Here is a 19,903-nt window from a genome sequence, read left to right as displayed (position 1 = left end):
CACCACGCCTCGTATTTCGCTGGCCGGCGACGGCCTCCATGCCGAGGGAACTCCTGCAGGCGCCGAGGCGAAGCATCTCCTGGTGTTCGTTGATCGGCTCGTGGCGACGCCACCCGCGAGGTGCGGGCTGTGGCTCGGGGTCGGTCGCTCTGGGTGTGCGGCTGCGGACTCCGGCCCAGGGCGTTGAACAACTCGGCTCCGGTGGCAGACCGAGATCATCCACGGTGCCGAGATCCGCCTCCGGTGCTCGGTGCCGGCCGCAAGACCGGGACATGGGCCTCGCAAGACAAGGGCGCAGAGAATGCGGCCAAGCCCATGAGGGTCACAGGCCAGGGCCGCTACCTGCTGTTCTGCCAGGACTGGCCAAGCCCATGGGCTGGGCTGACATCACCGATGCTGTCAGTCACACCAGAGCTGGCCGGGCGCCGGACCGGTATACGGGCGACAACGCACTCCTCGCGTCGCATCCGGGTCGAGCGCATCACCACCCATTTGAAGAGCCGGCGAGCCCTGGATCGCCATCTCGGCGATCGCGAGCACATGAGCGACACCGTCCAAGGCGTTGCCCGGTGTCCTACCGGGAGATCGCCCACCTGATCCCGGCATGGCGGATGTTTAATGTCGCGACCTGAGCCGCCTCACCGTTCACCGCGCGCGGGTGTGGCAGGCCCGAGTGGTGCATCCACAGTCTCTCGGCGCGAACGGCAGGCCCCCCAGCTGCGGCACTGTCCGCAGTTCGCTCAGGTGCTCGGCGTCTGGTTGGAACCCGTGGAGGAGCCGCACATCAGTGCAGCCGGCCGAAACTGTACGTGCCCAGCCAAGCAACGCCCCTCGGTTGCAGGCTGAGTGTTCGTGACGCCATTGAGCAATTCGATCGAGGCCGACAGTGGCGCACAGCAGACTCCCAACCATTGACGAAGTCTCATAATGCAGGATATCTTCAAGCACCGCTGTTGGGGAGCTGTGCACCGTCGCTGTTGAATCGCCGGCACATCGCGCCCACGTGTCAAGGCGCGCGGCAGTTCATCTGGACCGGGACGGTCCGCCCGCGAGCAGGAGCGGTTCACCAATACACCGTCGTGTTCCCGCCGTTGAGCATCGAACACCGAGCCGAAGGTTAAGACGCATGACCGGACAACGCCGACCGAATCCGTGCGTAACCCGTACCCTCAGCCTGGCCGGCAGGCCCCCGGCCTCAACCGGTTCCTGCCACGCCTCGGGGCCCTCGCGACTGGGAGGCATCGGCTGATGAACACGCACATCAATGCGGGCCTGAGGCTCGACAATGTTCCGATCAGCAAGTTTCACCGGCGCCTGGCGCTGCTGGTCGGTCTCGGCATGTTCTTCGACTCGTTCGACAACACGCTCTCGGCCGGGGTGCTGGCCTCGATGCTGCCCACCGGCTTCTCGACCCTCGAGCTGAACTCGCTCTTCCTGTCGGTTACGTTCGCCGGCCTTGCGATCGGAGCGGCCTTCGCCGGCTGGCTGAGCGATCGGGTCGGGCGCTCCTTCGCCTTCCAGTTCAGCCTGGCGCTCTTCGGGATCCTCGCTCTGTGTGCCGCGCTGGCACCGTCGATGCAGGTGCTCATCGCCCTGCGAGGCGTGATGAGTGTCGGAATGGGGGCTGAGTACGTCATATGCTGGGGCATGATCACCGAGTTCATTCCGTCGCGTCATCGCGGCCGATACCTGGCTCTGCTCGGAGTCTTTGCCGGGCTCGGCGTCTCGCTGTCCTCGCTCCTCGGCTGGGTGGTCATTCCGGCGTGGTCCTGGCGTGGGATGTTCGTCATCGGGGGGCTGGGCTCACTGATCGCCTGGTGGCTGCGCAGGGGTATGCCGGAGTCCCCGCGTTGGTTGGAGTCGCGCGGGCGGTATGAGCAGGCCGAGGCCATTCTCCAGAGGATCGAGCGGGAGTCCGGCGTCGCGAGCCAGGTGGTCGCCCCGACTCCGGTGGCGCATCAGGCGGACGAGAAGGCCGAGTGGGTGCCGATCACGGTGCTGTTCTCGCGCTCTGTCATTCGGCGGACGTTGATGGCTCTGTTCTTGACTGTCACCTGCCTGATCGGTTCCTACGCCGTGACCGGCTGGATGCCCACGTTCTTCGTGAAGCAGGGCATGACCGTTTCGAAGTCTCTTGGGTTCAACGCCGCCATCATGTCCGGCTATGTTGCGGGACCACTGCTGATCATGTTCATCACCGACCGTATCGGACGGCGGCGCAGCATCATGATGCTGGGTACGCTTTCGGCGATCTTTGCCGGCATCTATCCGTTCACGCGAGAGCCTGCGCTGATCATCGCCGTCGGCTTCATCCTCGTCGCCATGGCAGCGTCGTTCCTGATCATGTGTTCGGGTACGGCCCCGGAGTTCTTCCCAACCGCTTTCCGCTTCCGTGGCAGCGGCTTTGCCCAGACGGTCGGGCGCGTCAGCTTGATCTTCTCCCCCTTCGTCGTCCTGTGGCTGTTCACGCACTATGGCATCGTCGGCGTGATCCTGGCCGTCTCGGGCATGTACATCGCCGTAACCCTGCTTTACGGCGTCGTCCGTGTGGACACGTCTCGTGAGGCGTTGGAACAGATCATCCCGGGCGGCGACACCGATGATGCCCCGCGCGGACCGAGCGCCGTGCATGAGATGCAGCGAGAGGTGGATGCGTCTCCCGGTCCATCACTCTCGGGCTGATCTCGCGCTGTTCGGCAGTCTGGCTCGCACACCTGAACCTGTCCGCCGACCACGTCTGGGGCCAGCCGGGCCGGCTTGCCGGCCCGGCTGGCGAATCCGGTGACTCTGCGAGGGGCCCACCCGGTGCTTCCGTCGTCAGCGGACGCCGTGAGCTGCCGGAACGGCTGCCCTCGCATTCGGCCGCAGGACGGTCGCCTCGGCGCGAACGCTGCGCTGTCGGCCATCACACGCGCGGCGTCGTCGGCGCCGTCCACCTCCTGACCATCAAGGATCGTTGACATGAAAGCTGTTCTCTTCCTGGGCGAAGACAAGATCGATATCCGTGAATACCCCGACCCGGTGCCTGGGCCGGACGAGGTGGTCATTCGGATGAAGGCCTCCGGCATGTGCGGGAGCGACCTCAATCACCTCCACGGCCCGCTGCGCAGCGGATCTGAGCTGGTGATCGAAGGGCATGAACCGTGTGGAGTCGTCGAGCTAGTCGGTGACGCCGTGCGACCCAGTGAGGCCAAGCCCGGAGACCGGGTCATGGTGCACCACTACGACGGGTGCCGTACCTGCCAGTACTGCCGTTCAGGCTGGACGCAGTACTGTCCGAATGCCCGCACGGTATACGGCGGGCTGGACGGCGATGGCGGACACGCGGACTTCATGAAGGTCCCCGCGCACACGCTCATCAGGTTGCCCGACTCGCTTTCCTTCAAGACCGGCGCGGCCATCTCCTGTGGTACCGGGACGGCCTTCGGAGCCATCAAGAGGGTCGGTCTGTCCGCCGACGAGACTGTGGCGATCTTCGGACAAGGGCCTGTGGGCCTGAGCTGCACCATGCTGGCCAAGGCCTTCGGTGCTCGGGTCATCGCCGTCGACGTCGAGCCCTCGCGGCTGGCGATGGCCGAGAAGTTCGGCGCCGACTACGTTGTCGACGCACGGGAACAGGACCCCGTGGTCGCTGTTCGTGAACTGACGCGCAACGGCGAAGGCGCAGACAAGTCCATCGAATGCAGCGCCAACGCGACTGTGCGTCGTCAGGCGGTCCAGGCGCTCCGGCGCTGGGGGACCGCGTGCATGGTGGGGGTCTTCGGCAAGATCGAGCTGGACAGCGAGGAGCTCATCCAGTTGCAGAAGACCGTAGTGGGCTCGCTCACCTTCAGTAAGAACCTGCAGGAGGAGTGCGCGCTCTTCGTGGCCGAGCGTGGCCTGGACGTGGAGTCACTGTTCACCCATGAGTTCCGGCTGGAAGAGGCGGAGCGGGCCTACGACCTGTTCGATCGGCGACAGATCGGCAAGGGCGTCTTCATTTTCGATTGACAGAGCCGAAGGTCAGGTGAAAGGGAACCAGTGACCACATCCCAGCAGAATTTCGCTCTGTGCGAGCAGGCCCAGGTCTTTTTGTCCCGGGACGTGCACCAGCTCGTCATCGACGGCCAGAACGTCCCGGCCGAGTCGGGGCAAACACTGATCACCGTCAATCCATCGACCGGTGAGACAGTGGCGAGGCTGGCTGCCGGCGACCAGGCCGACGTCGATCGTGCGGTCCTGGCTGCACGCAGGGCGTTCAACGGTCCGTGGAGCACCTGGACTCCATACGAACGTCAAGCGTTGCTGACGCGCATTGCCCAGTTCCTCGACGAGAGGTTCGAAGAGCTGATCCAGATCGAGGCCATGGACATGGGCGCCCCTGTCTCGAGGTTGCGAAGCACCAAGCCGGCCTTGATGAAGATGGTGTCGTTCTTCGCCTCTCAGGCAGCCAACATCGCCGGCGAGACACTGATGAACGGCATCCCCGGCAACGTCACCACGATGACGCTGAAGGCCCCGGTCGGGGTCATCGGCGGAATCATCCCCTGGAACGGTCCGCTCAACAGTCAGTTCTGGATCATCGGTGCTGTTCTCGCCAGTGGGTGCACCGCCGTGCTGAAGCCGTCCGAGGACGCCTCTCTCTCGGTGCTGCGAGTGGCCGAGATTCTGCATGAAGCCGGAATGCCGGCGGGGGTCATCAATGTCGTCACCGGCCTCGGCAAGGAGGCCGGTCACGCACTCGCTGCCCACCCGGACGTCGACCGCATCGCTTTCACCGGGTCCACTCAGACCGGCCGCAGTATCATTCAGGCGTCCACAGTGAACATCAAAAAGCTGCAGCTGGAACTGGGCGGCAAGTCGGCGGACATCGTGTGCTCGGACGCGGACCTGGACAAGGCGGTCCCGGGAGCCGCGATGGGGGTTTTCGCCAACTCCGGTCAGATCTGTTTCGCCGGCACTCGGGTGCTGGTCCAGCGGCCCATCGTCGATGAGTTCACCGACCGACTGCTGGCGTTCATGGACACGCTGCGTGTCGGGCATAGCCTGGACGCTGCCGTAACGTTGGGCCCGGTCATCTCCCAACCCCAGTTGGACAAGGTGCTGTCCTACATTGATATCGGCCGAGAGGAAGGAGCCGAACTACTCCGCGGCGGCCAACGGATCGGGGGTGAGCTCGAGAACGGATACTTTGTGCAGCCGAGCGTCTTCGGGGGCGTCACGAACAAGATGCGGATTGCTCGTGAAGAGATCTTCGGGCCAGTTCTGTCGATTTTGCCGTTCGACGATGTTGACGAGGCCATCGCCATCGCCAATGACAGCGAATACGGTCTCGGGGGAGCGGTGTGGTCCCAGAACCTGTCCACTGCTCTTCGGGTGGTACACGGCGTACATACAGGCACGATGTGGGTGAACTGCTACGGCTACATCGATCCGCTGGTCGGCTTCGGTGGAACGAAGCTGAGTGGATACGGCTCAAAGGGGAGTGCTGCACACATGGACACTTACCTGTACACCAAGAGCGTCTACATGCAGCTGTGAGCATGAGGGGCGGAGTGACGTGCGCCTTGGAAGGTCCCGTGAACGTCGTTTTCGGGGCGCCGACCCGCCGCATCGGTGCGGACGACTCCCGCGACGCGTCGACCAGATCCCCCCATCCATGGCCCTGAGAGAAGACATACAGAGAGGTGAGTTTCGTGCCCGAGCGCTGCCCTATGTCGAACCCGTCCGAAGACTGGGATCCGCTTGCCCCGGAGAATCACGCTGACCCCACGGAGGTCTACGCCCGCCTCCAAGACGGCTGTCCGGTTGCCTATAGCGACAGGTTCGGGGGCTTCTACGCGCTGACACGGTTCAAGGACGTGACGGAAGCGGCGTTGGACTGGCAAACGTTCACCAGCGCACAGAAGACGCCCATCCCCGATGCCACAAGCCCGGACCGTCCTCCTCGGGCACCGGCAGAGGTGGATCCGCCCTTGCACACCGCCTACCGGGACCTACTGAATCGCTTCTTCGCCCCTGAGTACATCCGTCGCATAGAACCGGTGATCCGTCGCACCGCGCGGGACCTGATCGGACGGTGTGTATCGCTCGGTGAAGTCGACGCCGTGGCATCGTTCACGTTCCACATGCCCATTCAGGTCCAGTGCATTTTCCTGGGCATCTCGGTAGAAGACGCCGAGCACATCAAGACGACCGTAAATCGGATCATCGACGCCGGCGCGGCAGGCGATAGTGCGACGCACAAGGCCGCGAACGATGAAATCTATGACTACATCTACAAGGTCTTGGAGGCGCGCAAGAAGACGCCCTATGATCCGAACGACCTCATCAGTGCCATGATCCACGAAGAGGTCGATGGCCGGAAGCTTTCAGATGACGACATCGCGGGCACGATCCGGCTGTTCCTGCAAGCTGGACATGGGACCACGACCAACATGCTCGGCAGCATCATCCGTCATCTTGCGACAACGCCCCAGGACCAGAAGCGTCTTCGGGGCGAACCGAAGCTGATTCCTCAGGCGATCGAGGAGATGCTGCGCGTGTGGACTCCCGTGCGCCTCGTCGGCCGCAAGACGACCCGGGAAGTCGAGATCGAGGGCCGAGTCGTTCCCAAGGGATCGAGGGTCGGCCTGATGGTGTCGGCGGCGAATCGCGACGAACGAAAGTTCGAGAACGCGAGTGAAGTCGACTTTGACCGCAAGCCGAATCCTCATATCGCCTTCGGGTACGGAGGCCATCGGTGCATTGGCGCCACACTCGCACGTGAGCAGCTCCGGATCGCGGTCGAAGAGCTTCTCTCGATGACGGATGACTTCCAGTTGGCCGGTGACCCCGAGTGGAGCACGTGGACTCATCTTGGCCCCTCGAAGCTGCCCGTACGCTTTGTAGCCCGCTCACTGGACTTGACCGGTACCGTCATTCGCAACGGTTACAAGCAAGTGGCCATGAAGGTGACCAAGGTTCGATCGGTGGCCGACCGCACGATCGAACTCGAACTTCGCGCCAACACCGATGCTCAGCTTCCCGAGTGGACAGCCGGCGCTCATGTCGATGTGGTCCTGCCTGGTGACGTCATTCGCTCCTACTCGCTGATCAACGGCCCGTCAGACATGAGTGTCTGGCGCATCGCGGTGTTGCGCGAGGAAAACGGGCGTGGCGGTTCAGCGGCGATCCACACGCTCAAGGCCGGCGATCAGATCGGAGTCCGCTGGCCACGCAACAACTTCAAGATGGAGGCTGCCGAGCGCTACCACTTTTTCGCCAGCGGTATCGGCATCACTCCCATCCTGGCGATGATCGAAGAGGCGCAGTCGGGTGGTGTGCCTTGGCGCTTGGACTATGTGGGACGAACGCGGGCGCAACTGGCCTATCTCGACCTACTCGAGCAGCACGATGAGGCGAAGATCCACATCACGTCCGAGCATGGCCGTCCCGACCTCGATGCCCTGATCGCGCAGACGGATCCTCAAGCGGCGATCTACGCCTGCGGTTCCCAGAGTTTTCTCGTGGGCGTCGAGGAAGCCGCCAATCGAGCGCAACGAGAGTTCCACACCGAGTGGTTCGCCCCGAAGCCTGGCGCACGCCGCGCGGCAGAGGGCTCCTATGAGGCTTTCACGGTGCGCCTCAAGCGTTCGAACGTCGAGGTGCCGGTACAGCCCGGACAGTCCATCATCGACGCATGTGCAGAGGCAGGCGTGACCATCCCAGCAGCCTGTTTCGAGGGCACCTGCGGCTCCTGCCTGTCCACCGTGCTGGAGGGAGTGCCGGATCACCGTGATTCATTCCTCTCTCCCAAGGAGCGGGAGTCCAACACCCTGATGGCGCCCTGTGTCTCGAAGTCGATGACCGATCATCTCATTCTCGACCTGTAGCCCCCGGACCACGTGCGCCTGGCCGGCTCTGCGGCCGGCCAGGCGCCTCACAAGCCCCTGGCTGCGGTGTCCGTGTCGTCAGCAGCCCAGACGTGTCGACCTCATGGTGTGTGTCCGTCCGACTACGAATTCCTGACGCCGGCGCGTGCCGGCAGCAGCGCTTCCCAGCCAGCCCCACGATGAACCCGGAAGGTCATTCACGCCGAGAGGCTGCTCGGACCGCTGTCGTCATCGAACAGCGCGGCGTCGGCGGCGGGCTGCAGGTGATCGCGGTCGGCCACTGGGCCGATGGTGTTGGTCAGCTCGCCCAGCCCTGGGGCGGAGACGACAACCTGGTCGCCGATGGCCAGGTACTTGGGTGGGTCGAAGCCGATGCCGACACCAACCGGGGTGCCGGTGGCGATGATGTCTCCGGGCTCCAATGTGATGCCGGCCGAGAGGCTCTCGACGATGGTTGCCACGTCGAAGATCAGCTGGGAGGTGTTGGCGTCCTGGCGCAGTTCGCTGTTTACACGGGTCTGCAGCTGCAGATCATGGATGTCGATCTCGTCAGCTGTCACGGCCCACGGCCCCATCGGGCAGAAGGTATCCAGGGACTTGCCAATGAACCACTGCTTGTGGTCACGCTGCAGGTCACGGGCGGTGATGTCGTTGATGAGGGTGTAGCCCCACACGCAGTACATCGCTTCGTCTCGGCTGACCTTCGAGGCGCGCTGCCCGATGATGAAGGCGATCTCGCCCTCGTAGTCCAGCGCGGACGTGATGTCGGTGTGTGGGTCGACCACGTCGCCGGAGGCGATCACGGACGCCGCGGGCTTGGTGAAGACGACGGGGTACTCCGGCACATGCTCGCCGTTGGGGGAGCCGGTCGCGTCGAAGCCGCTCTTCGCGAACTCCGCCGCGTGCTCGGTGTAGTTACGTCCTACGCAGAAGATGTTTCGGGTCGGGACCAGGGGGGCCAGCAGTTGCCCGTCGACGGGCCGGCTCCCGATCTCCAGGCGTCCTGCGGCCTCGGGGCCCGCGTCGATGATCTGCCGCAGGTCGCTGATGGGAGCGTCGGCGTCGGGGAATCGCACCTCGCGGCCTGTTCCGTGTTCGTCGACCGCGCACACCCGCACGCCGTCCTTGCTCTCAATCCTCGCGAACCGCACCGTACCTCCTGACCAATCCGAACCAATATTGGGTATCGGTCCATATAGGTGAGACTAGGTTCGGCGTTTAAGGCACGTCAACACTCAACCGCTCTCCCGTTGGCGATCGAACCACTAATATTGGTTCTGATTGGTCATGGGAGGGAGTGAAGATGGACGCTGTCGGCCCCGCCGCCACCGTGCTCAAGCACCTGGAAGAGATCATCACCACCGGCGGCCTCAAGCCCGGCGACCGCCTGCCGACCGAACGGGACCTGGCTGCAGCCATCGGGGTCGGCCGCGCCGCGGTCCGCGCCGCGCTGCAGGACCTGGAGAGCCGCGGAATCGTGCTCCGTCACGTCGGCCGCGGCACGTTCGTGGCCCCCAACGAGACCACCCTCCTCGATGGTGTCTCCCACCAGCCCAGCCCCGCGGAGATCATGGCCTCACGCCTGGTACTGGAACCGGAGCTGATGTCACTCGCCGTCGCTTCTGCAACCGGGGCGGACCTCGAGGAAATGGAACGCTGCCTGCACGGCGGAGAGCAGGCGTCCAGCTCGGAAGAGTTCGAACGCTGGGACACTGCCCTGCACCACAGCTTCTCAGTGGCCACCCACAACAGTGTCCTGATCGGCGTCAGTTCGCTGCTCATCAACGCTCGCCGCCAGCCCATCTGGGGCGGCCTGAAGCGTCGCAGCTTCAATCCCGAACGCCACCGCTGCTACTGCACCGAACATGAGCAGATCGTCGCTGCGGTCCGCGAACGGGATCCGCAAGGCGCCCGCGACGCTATGCGCGACCACCTCCACCACGTCCGTCGGGTCCTCCTCGGCGACCACCTCTAACACGCCGGTGTACCTTCCGCGCTTCATGCTCAATTACTTCACTGGTTGCGGGCCCGGGGCGCCTGGCCGCCTTTCCGGCTGGGTCGACTGGGGTCTTGAGCGAGTAGAGATCGCCAGGCCGATGATGCAGATGACGGACTCGACGAAGTACGGCTGCCCGAAGTTGCGATCGGGTGGTCAATACGCCAAGGTCCGATATCGCCACCGTGAGAGTCTCGACGCGCGCGTCGCGCGTGAAACGGCGTTCTCTTCCAGGCGCCCTACAGGTGTCCCCTCCGCCGGGCTCCTTCGCTTGTGCATCCACTGGCACGCTCCTGAAGGCGTGGGGGCTCGGCCTGCCACAGCCGGTCAGGAACACCGGGTGAGGTCGATCGCGCCTATCTGGACCGAGCCCTTCTCGACCGCGAGAGTGAGGGTGTGGGCGCCCCCCGCTACGGGGCCGAGAGCGGTGGCGGCGTGGCCGATGGCGGAGGGGTCCGGGGGGAGGTCGGCGCCGTCGAGGGAGAGGCGCACCCGGGCATCGGGGGAAGCTGCCCCGAGGACGGTGGCGGCAAGGTCGGCGGTGTCGCGTACCTCGAAGCGGTAGGCGACCCACTCACCCGCCGTGAGCCGTATGTCGAGTGCGTCCGTGGGGTGCGGGTGAGGTTCCCCGGTAGCGGGGAAGGCGGCCTCGCCTGTGCGTTCCCGGTCGGCGAAGCCGATGGTGACGCCTTCTGTCTCGCGGAATCCGCGCAGTCCGGTGTCACGTCGGGTCGCATGCCAGGAAACCCCTTCCCCGCCGGCCGGGAAGTGCGCGGCATACAGGCGCAGGGGGCACGGCGCATCATCGCTTGGACGACTTGCGGGTGCTGCTCGCAGGCGTGGTAGGCGATGTTGTCTAGGTACTGGGTCAGGATCTTGGTGGCGGTCTCGAGGTCAGGACGGTCGCCGCCGTTGGCCGCCGACTGGATGAGGTGCCAGTCGTCCGGGACGCGGATGGAAAGAGGGGAGACCCGGGTACCGAGTTTCTTCCACTGCCAGAAGTTCCAGCCGATGCCGAGGTCGTCGCACATCCCGAAGGTTCCCTGAAACCAGGCGAGGTGATTCTCGCCGCTCTCGCCGAGCCAGATGGGGACGTCGAGGCGATCGCGAACCTCTAGGTATTCGCGGATGCTGTCGGTGTCGGGCGCGTTCCAGTACTTGTGGAACTGGAACACGACCTGGTCGTCCCAGAGCTCGGTCAAGATGCTCCAGTCGTTGGACCAGTGCATGCCTTCGAGGATGACGAGGTGATCGGAGTCGACCGCCCGGATGGCGGTGATCAGGTCTTGGTAGAGCCGGACCAGGTCATCGCGGTAGCGGTCCCGGTGGTCACCTGGAAGCGGTTCGTTGAGCAGGTCGTATCCGGCGATGACGGGGTCGTCGCGGTGGCGCCGGGCGAGCTCCTGCCAGAGACGGACGGTGAGTTGCCGGTTGCGGGGATCGGTGAACAGGTCGGGCCAGCCGGCGGAGTCGTCGATGTTGGTGCCGGTCTGGCCGCCGGGTGCGCCGTGCAGATCGAGGACGACGTAGAGGTCGTGGCGGCGGCAGGCCTCGACCGTGCGAGAGAGCAGCGCGAAGCCGTCCTCGATCCACTGCCCTTCCTCGGTCATCAGAATGCGCCAGTTGAGGGGCAGCCGGATGGAGTTGTAGCCGTGGGCGACGATGGCGGCGACGTCGTGCTCGGTGATGTAGGTATCGCGGAAACGACGCCAGAACTCCTGTGCGGCGGCTTCACCGATGAGGTCGGTGATGAGTGCCTCGATCTGGCGCGGGCTGGCCGAGGTGTCGCCGAAATGCCACATGTAGCCCTCGGGCAACACCCAGTTGCCGAGACCGACGCCGCGCAACACTATCGGCTGACCAGTGGCGTCGACGATCTGTCGGCCGTCGCGGCGGAGGAGAGAGAGTGCCATGGGTGTACTCCTGGAGGGACGGGCGGCCCGCGAGCGAAGACGGGTTGCCTCAAGTCGGTCACTTCAGGCCGGACGTGGTGAAGCCCTGGACGACGTAGCGCTGGAAGGCGATGAAGACGACGAGGACGGGGGCGACCATGAAGACCGCACCCGCCATCTGCAGTCCGAAGTCGTTTCGAGTAGCCCTCCAACGGGGTGGGGCCCCCCGCGTCCGGTAGTGGATGGCGGCATCGGCACCCGGCGAGAAGGCGCTCTTCTTCCCGGGCGACATGAGCGTCGTCGGTTTCGCCGACCTGCCTGAGGCCCACTGGGCAGCCCCACCGCTGACCGCGGTCTGTCAGCCGCCGGCGGAGATGGCTCCCATCGTGCTGTGGCTGCTCGTCCGTCTGATGACGGGTGAGCAGCCGGCAGCGACGCGGACAGACCTGTCGACGCGCCTGGTAGTGCGTCGGCAGCGCTGGCGTTACTTGAGGAGCGGCGGTACCTCCGGCACTTCGATCGCGTTCGCGATGTCGGCCGGCGTCAGCTTGAAGTTCTCGGGGTAGGCCTCACGCCGGGTACGGCGGGCGGGCTCGGTCGTGCGCCAGGTGTACAGGCAGCGGCCGCACTGGAGCACGTCCCACACCCCGGGGACGGGTGAGGTGGCGAGCCGGGCGACCGTCTCGAAGGCGCAGCGGGGGCACTCAGCAGGCAGATTGCTCATGGGTTTTCCTTTCAAGAGATCGGGGAGGTCCTTCAGGCACGGTTCGCGAGCATGCTCTGCAGCCGGGCCGCCCACTGTGCGGTCTCGGGCAGGTCCTTGGCAGGCGTGGAGAAGTTGCCGCGGACGTCCGGCGAGACCGGGGTCGTCGCGTCGATGATCATCTTGCTGGTGATGCCGGCGGGCTGAGCCGCCGGGGCGAGCTCCAGGACGGACAGGTTGGGGATGACGACGACGTCGTCCTTCGGGTTGACCTTGGCGGACATGGCCCACATGACCTGCGGCAGATTGAAGGGGTCCACGTCCTCGTCGACGAGGATCACCTGGGACACGTAGCCGAGTCCGTGCGGTGTGGTCATGGCGCGCATGCCGACGGCCTTGGCGAAGCCGCCGTACCGCTTGGCCGTAGAGATGATCACCATCAGGCCGTGCGTGTACATGGCGTTGACAGCCTTCACCTCGGGGAACTCGGCGCGCAGCTGCTTGAGCAGCGGCACGCACGTGTTGGGGCCGACGAGATAGTCGCATTCGGTCCACGGCATACCGAGGTAGAGCGACTCGAAGACCGGGTTCGTCCGGAACGAGACGCGGTCGACACGAATGACGGGCATGCGGCGCCCGCCCGAGTAGTGGCCGGTGAACTCGCCGAAAGGCCCCTCGATCTGCCGCTTACGCGACTCGATGACGCCTTCGATGACGACCTCGCTGCCCCACGGTACGTCGAAGCCGGTGAGCGGCGCGGTGGCGATCGGGGCGGGCGCGCCGCGCAGCGCGCCGGCCATCTCGTACTCGCTCTGGTCGTAGGCCATCGGCATCCCGGCGACGATCGCCATCACCGGGTCGTTGCCGAGGGTGATGGCGATGGGCAGGTCCTCGCCCTTCTCCTCGGCCTTGCGCAGGTGCTGGGCGACGTCGTGCATGGGGACCGGCTGAAAGGCGAGACGGTTGGTGCCGATCACCTGGATACGGTACGTGCCGACGTTCTGCTTGCCGAAGTGCTCGGGATCGTCCGGGTCGCGGGAGACGACGGCGGCCTTGTCGAGGTAGAAGCCGCCGTCGCCGTCGTTGAGACGGAACAACGGGAGCACCGAAAAGAGGTCGACCTCGTCACCCTCTTGGGTGTTCTCGCGCCAGGGCGCGTCCTCGCGGCGCTCGGGCGCGACGGGGAAGGCGTCCCAGCGGCGCGCGAACTCCTCCACCTGCTCCTTGACCGGGGTGTTCCTCGGCAGCCCGAGCGCGAGCGCGTGGTTGGCCCAGGAGCCGTGCACATTCATTGCGATCCGGGCGTTGGTGAAGCCCTTGACATTGTTGAAGTAGAGAGCGGGTGCGTTCTCGCCGATGCGGCCCGTCGCGTTGGCGGCGGCCGCGAGATCGGGCTCGGGCAGCACCTCGTCGGTGATGCGCAGCAGCTGCCCCTCCTTGTCCAGGGTGTCGAGGAAGCTGCGCAGATCGTCATAAGCCATGGGGGAACTCCTTTGTGGGGGGTTTGGGACTTCAGTCGCGGGAAGCGGTGCGGGCCGCGCGCATTCCGGCCCAGCGCCTGGCGGCGGGCGCGGGCAGCTCGAACTGGTCGAGGATGCGGGCCACCACGTGGTCGACGATGTCGTCGACGGTGCGCGGGTGGTTGTAGAAGGCGGGCATGGGCGGCACCAACTGCACGCCCATCCGGGCGAGTTCGAGCATGTTCTGCAGATGGATCTCGCTCAGCGGGGTCTCTCGCGGGACGAGAACGAGCCTGCGCCGCTCTTTCAGCACGACATCGGCGGCGCGCGCGACCAAGCCCTCCGCGTATCCGGTCCTGATCCCGGCGAGGGTCTTCATCGAACACGGCACGATCACCATGCCGTCCGTGCGGAAGGAGCCGGAGGAGATGGTGGCGCCCTGGTCGTCGGGGTGGTGCATGACGTCCGCGAGCGCGGACACCTCGGCCACGGACAGGCCGGTCTCCAGCTCGATCGTCGTGCGCGCCCACCGGGACAGGACGAGATGCGTCTCGACGTCCGGCAGCTCGCGTAGATTCTCCAGGAGCCGGACACCGAACGGGGCGCCCGTTGCCCCGGTCATTCCCACGACCAACCGCACAGGACCACTCCTCACACGTTGCTGACCTGTGTTTCCACACTAAGAGGCGGTGTGGCCGCAGCGGCGGTACGCTCGGGACTTGCGATGGGGAAAAACAGACAGGATCGACCTCAGGACGTCAGGGACCTGGCTTACACCCCGACCGTCGGCGCACCGGCCGGGGTCGAGCTGATGGAGCTCGCCGCCCTGTACGAGCGGGCGCGCCGCCACGGCAACGACCCGTACGCACCGCTGCGCCCTTCCTTCCACCAGCTGATCGGCGCCCGCGACCGGACGCTGCTGATGGCGGTGGACTTCGTCGAGTACGCATTGCGGCCGGGGTCGTGGCTGTGGATCCGGCCGGGGCAGGTACAGCGGTTCGGCCCGGATCTGAGGGCGGCGGACGGGGTGATCGTACTGTTCGAGGCGGGGTTCCTGCCGCCCGCAACCGTGGCGGCGGCGCACATGGACCCACCCTACGAGCAGCGGCCGCTCACGCCCCAGGGCCCGGACGCGGAGGGCGTGCGCCGCGCACTCGACCATCTCAGCTACGAGTGCAGCCAGACGGCCTTGCTGCCGCTGCAGACACACGCCGAGGTGCTGCGCGCCTTGCTGTCGGTGCTGGTGATGAGGCTCGCGCAGGCCCGAGGTCCCGCTCCCCGGCCCACCGCCTCGTCGGAGGTGTTCCGCCGCTTCCACGCGGCCGTGGAGCGGGACCATGCGGTGACCCGCCGCGTGGAGGACTACGCGGCGGCACTCGGCTACAACCCGCGCACGCTGACCCGGGCCGCCTCCGCCGCGACGGGACGCACGGCCAAGCAGTACGTCGACGACCGGGTGCTGTTGGAGGCCAAGCGGCTGCTGCAGCACAGCGGCCTGACGGCGAAGGAGGTCGCGGACCGCCTCGGCTTCGTCGACCCCAGCGACTTCACCAAATTCTTCCGCCTGCGGACAGGCGTGACGCCGGGTGCGTTCCGGGCTGGCACGGACCTCAGGTGATGGTCAGCGCGAGGCAGAAGCCCACGCGGTCGCGCAGGGTCGCCGCGCTCTGGCCGGCGAGTTGTTCGACGTGCTGGCGCGGATCGCGTAACGGCGCTGCCATTGCTCGGTCTGCTGGTCGAGCCGGTTTCGCGTCTGAATCTCATGCAAGGGTCGGGGCACCGTCCTCACCGGAATCCGCTGAAAATTCCTCGGCCGTATCGACACCTCACCGCACCCCAGACACCGAGGACACCGCGCACACCCTCAGCGAAGCACTCCACGGCCCACCCGTCAGCCCCCCAAGATCACCAACAAAGGCACAGCATTGAGGCTAAAGGCAGATGTCAAGCCGGATGTGCCGCTGCGGCGCCCCTACTGTGACAGGTTCGGCGCGCGGGGAGTGCTCGGGCGCCGATACGACGACGGTGTGGTGACCCGGCGGCAGGCTGAGCCGGTAGCGGCCCGCGTCGGTGTACGTGTGGGCGACCCGCTGTCCACGCGCGTTGACGACGGTGATCTGGGCGCGGCACCCGCCGGGGTGCGCCTCGCAGCAGACTGAGCCGGTTACGGGCACCGCGGCTGCGGGGTCCGTCCGGGCCGCACCGTGAGTGGTGGTGGAGGTCGCGACGTGGGCGGCAGGGGCGGCAGCGGGCTGCGGGGAGCGTGGCCAGCCTCGGCCCGTTGCCGAAGCGTGCGTATGCCACTGCCTGGCACCGGGCTGACTGCGCTCCCAGCCGGCGTCGGACGCCAAGGGCAGGCCGCACTGTTCGGCGAAGGCGGAGAGTGCCTCGTCGAGGGCGTCCAGTTCGTGCAGAGCGGTCTGCAGCCGGCGCGCGCGGGGACCGGGCGCGGCGGGCCGCAGCTCCGCCAGGAGCTCCCAGACGAGCGGACTGACGCGGCGCCAGACTCCCTGGGCGGTGCCGTTGACGAGGTGGTGGTCGAGCGCACGCAGGGAATCGGTGAAGGTGCGTGTGATGAACCGGGCCCGCTCTGACAGGTCCGGTGCGAGGTCGATGTCGACGTCCGCGGCAGCCGCAAGCGCCCTGGCGTGTGCGGCGGCCGTGTTCAGCAGGGCCATACGGTGGTGCGGGCCGCGCCCGCGCACGCCGAATGGCATGCGCACCACGGGCCGGGACACCTCCGCGACCTGGAACAGCGCGACGTCGACGGCTCGTGCCGCGCCCCGCAGCCGTACCGGGCTCTCCGGCTCCTCCCAGCGCGCCGAGACCTGGATGAGGAGTTTCTGGATCGCCTGGACATACCCGTGCTCGGCTTCGCGGACCACCGCCCGGGTGGACAACGGGAAGATCAGCGCGGCGCACGCCGTCGCGATCAGGATGCCGACGCCGTTCTCAAGCAGGCGTTCGCCGAGCAGGTGGTTCATGTTGCTGTCCGGTGTGGTCAGCCCGTAGAGCTGGACCAGCGCGGCGACCAGTCCGACGACCCACAGGGCGTAGGCCCGCTGCATGCCCCAGGCGCCGAAGGAGAGGCCAAGGACGATGACGGTGAGCGTCCAGTAAACGTGGTGGCCCGTCACATGGAGCAGGAGCACGCCGATCACCGCGCCGGCGCCGGTGCCGAGCATGCGGTGGCCGAACTTGCGCAGCCGCTCGTGGGTGGTGTTGGTGCCGAACAGGGTGATCATCACGCCGACCAGGCCCCAGTAGAAGCGCTGGGGGTCGATGGCGTCGGAGATCGGGCAGACGATCGCGGCGGCCACTCCCGCGTGCAGCGGGGCGCGCACGAAGGGGACGGCGCGCTGCCAGCCGCTTCGCGTCCGAGCGGTGAGTGCGCGCCGCATCGGCTCGGACGAGCCGGGAATCCGGTTGTTCTCCAGCGCGATTGCGGACTGGAAGGGCACCGCGGTGGGGGTGCTGGGTGTCTGCTCGCCCAGCGTCAGCCAGCTGATCAGTGAGTCCGCCAGGGAGTCGAGCAGTTCGGCGACCCGGCGGGCGAGGGCGGCGGACTCGGCGGTCTGTGGGTCGGCTTGAGGATCCCGCAGGATCACGTCGGCCTGCTCGCGGATCATCTCGACCGCAGGCCGCAGTCCACTGGCCTGCACCGGCGGGGTGTCGCGGGCCAGCAGCAGACCCACTGCCAGCGCCTGGCGCAGCGGTTCGGGCGGCGACTGGGCGGCGAGGGTCTGCACCGCCTGGGCGATGCCGCGCAGGGCCAGCTCGGCGTCGAACAGGTGGCGGTGCAGCAGTTCGGCCACGGCGGGGTCGGTGGCGGCCTCGGGCTGGGCGAGGCGTGCGTCGATCGTCACCGTAACGATGTTCAGGCGGCGCAGTGAGCGGTTCATCCGTCGCTCAACCCGGTTCGGGTCGGCGTCGGGATCCAGCGCGTCAACCGTGATGTCGACCAGCCTCCGGGCCTCGACGACGAAGGCACGCTGCGTACGGAGCAGATCCTCGCGCGGCATCGGGTGGCACAGCAGCAGCCGGGTGACCAGCACCGTGGCGGCCGATACCAGGGCAACTGCGAACGCCTTGCCCACCATCGCCAGGGGAATACCCGCGATGATGCCGACCATCAGGCCGTTGAACAGCATCATGCCGGTCAGGAGAGCCAGCGGGCCGAACCGGGCCAGCAGGAAGGTGAGGGCGAGCGCGGCGGCGTCGAGGCCGATCTCCAAGGCGCGGTCGTCGTGCAGGGTCGCGGCGAACCAGAGCACCGCGGTGTAGGGGAACGGCATCCACAGGATGGGCCTGGCTAGCTGGATCCAGTCGTTGCCGGCCACCGCGAAGGCGCTCATCAGCCCCATCATCCCGGCGACCATCATGCTGATCATGGTCGGGATGGCGAGCGCCTGGGCCATGCTGTAGCCGACCGCGAGGGAGGTGACCATGGCGACCAGCGTCCGCCAGCCGGCCTGCAGCTGTCCCAGTCCGGGGTCGGCGACCAGCACCCAGTCCCACCATCTGTGCGGACCGGCGACCCGTCGGGGGGCGACGTCGGTACGCACGGCCTTGGCGGTGTTCGCGCCCGTGCTGGGATCGAGTTCCTGACGGGCGGATTTGGGGCTGGTCAAGTGGCCTCCGGTTCCATGGCTTCGGCGAGTGTCGCGACGGACTTCTGGGCCGCGCACACGACGCGCTCGCAGTCGTCGATGGGGGTGGTGTGCAGTGCGCTCAGCAGGGCTGTGGCCATGCGCTGCCGTCCCTGGTCGAGCAACAGCCGTCCGGCGGGGGTGAGGCTGGTCTCCACCGCACGTCGGTCGGTCGTGCAGCGCCGGCGCGTGACCAGTTCCCGGTCCTCCAGCTTCTGCAGCAAGGCGGTGACACGGGGTTGGACCATGCCGGCGTGCGCGGCGAGTTCAGTCACGCGCAGGGGTGCGGCCGCCAGGGCGTCGAGCACGGACACCTCACTGCGGGTCAGTCCGAACTCACCAGCGCGGAGCAGTGCGCGGGTGAGCCTGCCGAGGTCGCGCAGCAGGCCGTGGGCAGCGCTCTCGATGCGCTGCTCGTCCGACAGGCCACCGCCGACGCCGGTAGTTGCATGCATATGGAAAGTATATATTTGCTTCTCTCGGGCATCGTCGGCGGCCCCCATCCTCAGCCGGTGTGCAACCCCTCTGGCAGGACCGGCCGCCTCTCGTTGGTTCGCCCAGATCAGTAACCGGCCCGTCGGCTTGGCACGGTCTCCCGCATCACCGGCGTCGAGGGTGGCCGGTGTCACGTTGCTGTGGCTGGCTTCAGTTCCGTCGCGCTCTCCAGGAGCCGTGTGGCTGGACCGCCGACACCGAATTCGCCGGCCAGACAGGCTTCGCGGTGGCTCCGCTGGCAGACACCGTTCAGGCGGATCACGGTGCCCTCGCGGACTCGGAGAGCCTGGGTGCGGCTCTGAACGGCCTGCGGGAGCGGGCGCCGTCCATGACGGAGGGTTACGTCTACGACGCAGCCGCTCACGGCACCACTCAGCAGCTGGTCCGCGCCGCGGCAGAGGGACCGTGCGGCACGGGCGTTGACACTCGGCGGCGGCACCCGGGCACACGATCTGCCGCTGAATTCCACGCCCGCGACCGCGACAGCGTGCGCGAGGCACCTCTCGTCCAGCCGACCACACTGCGCCAGGCGCGGCAGCTCGCAGGCAGACGCCGCCTGGTGGTCGGCTCGGTCGGCTTCAGGCCCCGGTTCAACGCCGTGGCCACAGGTGCCGAAGCGACGCTCGCGCCCGGCGGGCTGCCCGACACGGCATGCGCCGCGCCCGCCGCTGCCGACGCCCTCGTGCTGAACGACGTGGTGGGCAGGCGCGGCATCGCGAAGTGCGAGGATGCTATACCGCACCCCGGCTTCCCGGCCCGTGCGGGCGAACCGCACCCGTCAGGGAGACCCTGCTGGAGGGCGGCGCCTCGACGGCGACCGCCTCATCCGAATCGACGAGCAGCGATCCTCCGATC

General features: G+C 66.8%; 14 protein-coding genes. 7 read left to right on the top strand and 7 right to left on the bottom strand.

All coding sequences use genetic code 11. The features are described 5' to 3' along the window. The first annotated feature begins 1,248 nt into the window (after positions 1-1,248). The 4 genes from BZY54_RS06935 (at position 1,249) to BZY54_RS06920 (ending at position 7,853) form a co-directional block, all read left to right on the top strand. A complete protein-coding gene (locus tag BZY54_RS06935; protein ID WP_086723659.1) occupies positions 1,249-2,682 on the top strand; it encodes an MFS transporter in 1,434 nt (477 codons plus the stop codon). 279 nt (positions 2,683-2,961) lie between these two features. Then, positions 2,962-3,990, top strand: coding sequence for a zinc-dependent alcohol dehydrogenase family protein (locus BZY54_RS06930; RefSeq protein WP_086723658.1), 1,029 nt, complete (start codon positions 2,962-2,964; stop codon positions 3,988-3,990). A gap of 30 nt (positions 3,991-4,020) precedes the next feature. Next, on the top strand, positions 4,021-5,520 hold the full coding sequence (locus BZY54_RS06925) for an aldehyde dehydrogenase family protein (protein ID WP_086723657.1): 1,500 nt from the start codon (positions 4,021-4,023) through the stop codon (positions 5,518-5,520). A 155-nt stretch (positions 5,521-5,675) separates the two neighbouring features. Beyond that, positions 5,676-7,853, top strand: a complete 2,178-nt coding sequence (locus BZY54_RS06920; protein WP_143668014.1) for a cytochrome P450 — start codon at positions 5,676-5,678, stop codon at positions 7,851-7,853. Positions 7,854-8,050: 197 nt separating this feature from the next. Here the strand turns inward: BZY54_RS06920 and BZY54_RS06915 are convergent, their stop codons facing one another. After that, positions 8,051-9,004, bottom strand: a complete 954-nt coding sequence (locus BZY54_RS06915; protein ID WP_086723655.1) for a fumarylacetoacetate hydrolase family protein — start codon at positions 9,002-9,004, stop codon at positions 8,051-8,053. A gap of 179 nt (positions 9,005-9,183) precedes the next feature. On the opposite strand from BZY54_RS06915, the gene BZY54_RS06910 reads away from it, so the two are divergent. Beyond that, entirely contained in the window at positions 9,184-9,828 is a 645-nt protein-coding gene (locus BZY54_RS06910) for a FadR/GntR family transcriptional regulator (protein ID WP_208640577.1), read from the top strand. A gap of 431 nt (positions 9,829-10,259) precedes the next feature. Here BZY54_RS06910 and BZY54_RS06905 read toward each other — a convergent pair whose 3' ends face one another. Continuing rightward, positions 10,260-11,762: a glycoside hydrolase family 5 protein gene (locus BZY54_RS06905; protein ID WP_086723653.1), complete on the bottom strand. Its 1,503-nt coding sequence runs from the start codon at positions 11,760-11,762 to the stop codon at positions 10,260-10,262. A 221-nt stretch (positions 11,763-11,983) separates the two neighbouring features. Between BZY54_RS06905 and BZY54_RS06900 the strand changes: the two genes are divergently transcribed. Continuing rightward, positions 11,984-12,307 carry a substrate-binding domain-containing protein gene (locus tag BZY54_RS06900; protein ID WP_086723652.1) on the top strand — a complete coding sequence of 108 codons (324 nt, stop codon included), beginning with the start codon at positions 11,984-11,986 and terminating at the stop codon, positions 12,305-12,307. On the opposite strand, the gene BZY54_RS06895 is transcribed toward BZY54_RS06900, so the two are convergent. The 3 genes from BZY54_RS06895 to vdcB are packed head-to-tail and all read right to left on the bottom strand — an operon-like array spanning position 12,226 to position 14,544. Beyond that, positions 12,226-12,465 (bottom strand): non-oxidative hydroxyarylic acid decarboxylases subunit D, encoded by a 240-nt coding sequence (locus BZY54_RS06895; protein WP_086723651.1) that lies wholly within the window; start codon positions 12,463-12,465, stop codon positions 12,226-12,228. The genes BZY54_RS06900 and BZY54_RS06895 overlap by 82 nt on opposite strands. 32 nt (positions 12,466-12,497) lie before the next feature. Further along, positions 12,498-13,925, bottom strand: coding sequence for a non-oxidative hydroxyarylic acid decarboxylases subunit C (locus BZY54_RS06890; RefSeq protein ID WP_086723650.1), 1,428 nt, complete (start codon positions 13,923-13,925; stop codon positions 12,498-12,500). A gap of 31 nt (positions 13,926-13,956) precedes the next feature. Beyond that, positions 13,957-14,544 (bottom strand): non-oxidative vanillic acid decarboxylases subunit B, encoded by a 588-nt coding sequence (vdcB, locus tag BZY54_RS06885; protein ID WP_086723649.1) that lies wholly within the window; start codon positions 14,542-14,544, stop codon positions 13,957-13,959. Between the two features lie 84 nt (positions 14,545-14,628). On the opposite strand from vdcB, the gene BZY54_RS06880 reads away from it, so the two are divergent. Then, the gene (locus BZY54_RS06880) at positions 14,629-15,522 is read left to right on the top strand and encodes a helix-turn-helix transcriptional regulator (protein WP_086723648.1); all 894 of its coding nucleotides are present in this window, start codon (positions 14,629-14,631) and stop codon (positions 15,520-15,522) included. 313 nt (positions 15,523-15,835) lie between these two features. On the opposite strand, the gene BZY54_RS06875 is transcribed toward BZY54_RS06880, so the two are convergent. Both BZY54_RS06875 and BZY54_RS06870 read right to left on the bottom strand, forming a co-directional pair. Next, complete coding sequence (locus tag BZY54_RS06875; protein WP_244217008.1) at positions 15,836-18,535, bottom strand: FUSC family protein; 2,700 nt, start codon at positions 18,533-18,535, stop codon at positions 15,836-15,838. Next, on the bottom strand, positions 18,532-19,008 hold the full coding sequence (locus BZY54_RS06870) for a MarR family winged helix-turn-helix transcriptional regulator (RefSeq protein ID WP_086723647.1): 477 nt from the start codon (positions 19,006-19,008) through the stop codon (positions 18,532-18,534). The genes BZY54_RS06875 and BZY54_RS06870 overlap by 4 nt, the downstream gene beginning before the upstream one ends. Between the last annotated feature and the right edge of the window lie 895 nt (positions 19,009-19,903).

It is taken from the genome of Streptomyces carpinensis, from assembly GCF_002154505.1.
Taxonomy (GTDB): Bacteria; Actinomycetota; Actinomycetes; order Streptomycetales; family Streptomycetaceae; genus Streptomyces; species Streptomyces carpinensis.
The sequence above is the reverse complement of the archived record's forward strand: the minus strand, read 5'-3'. Positions and strand labels throughout refer to the sequence as shown.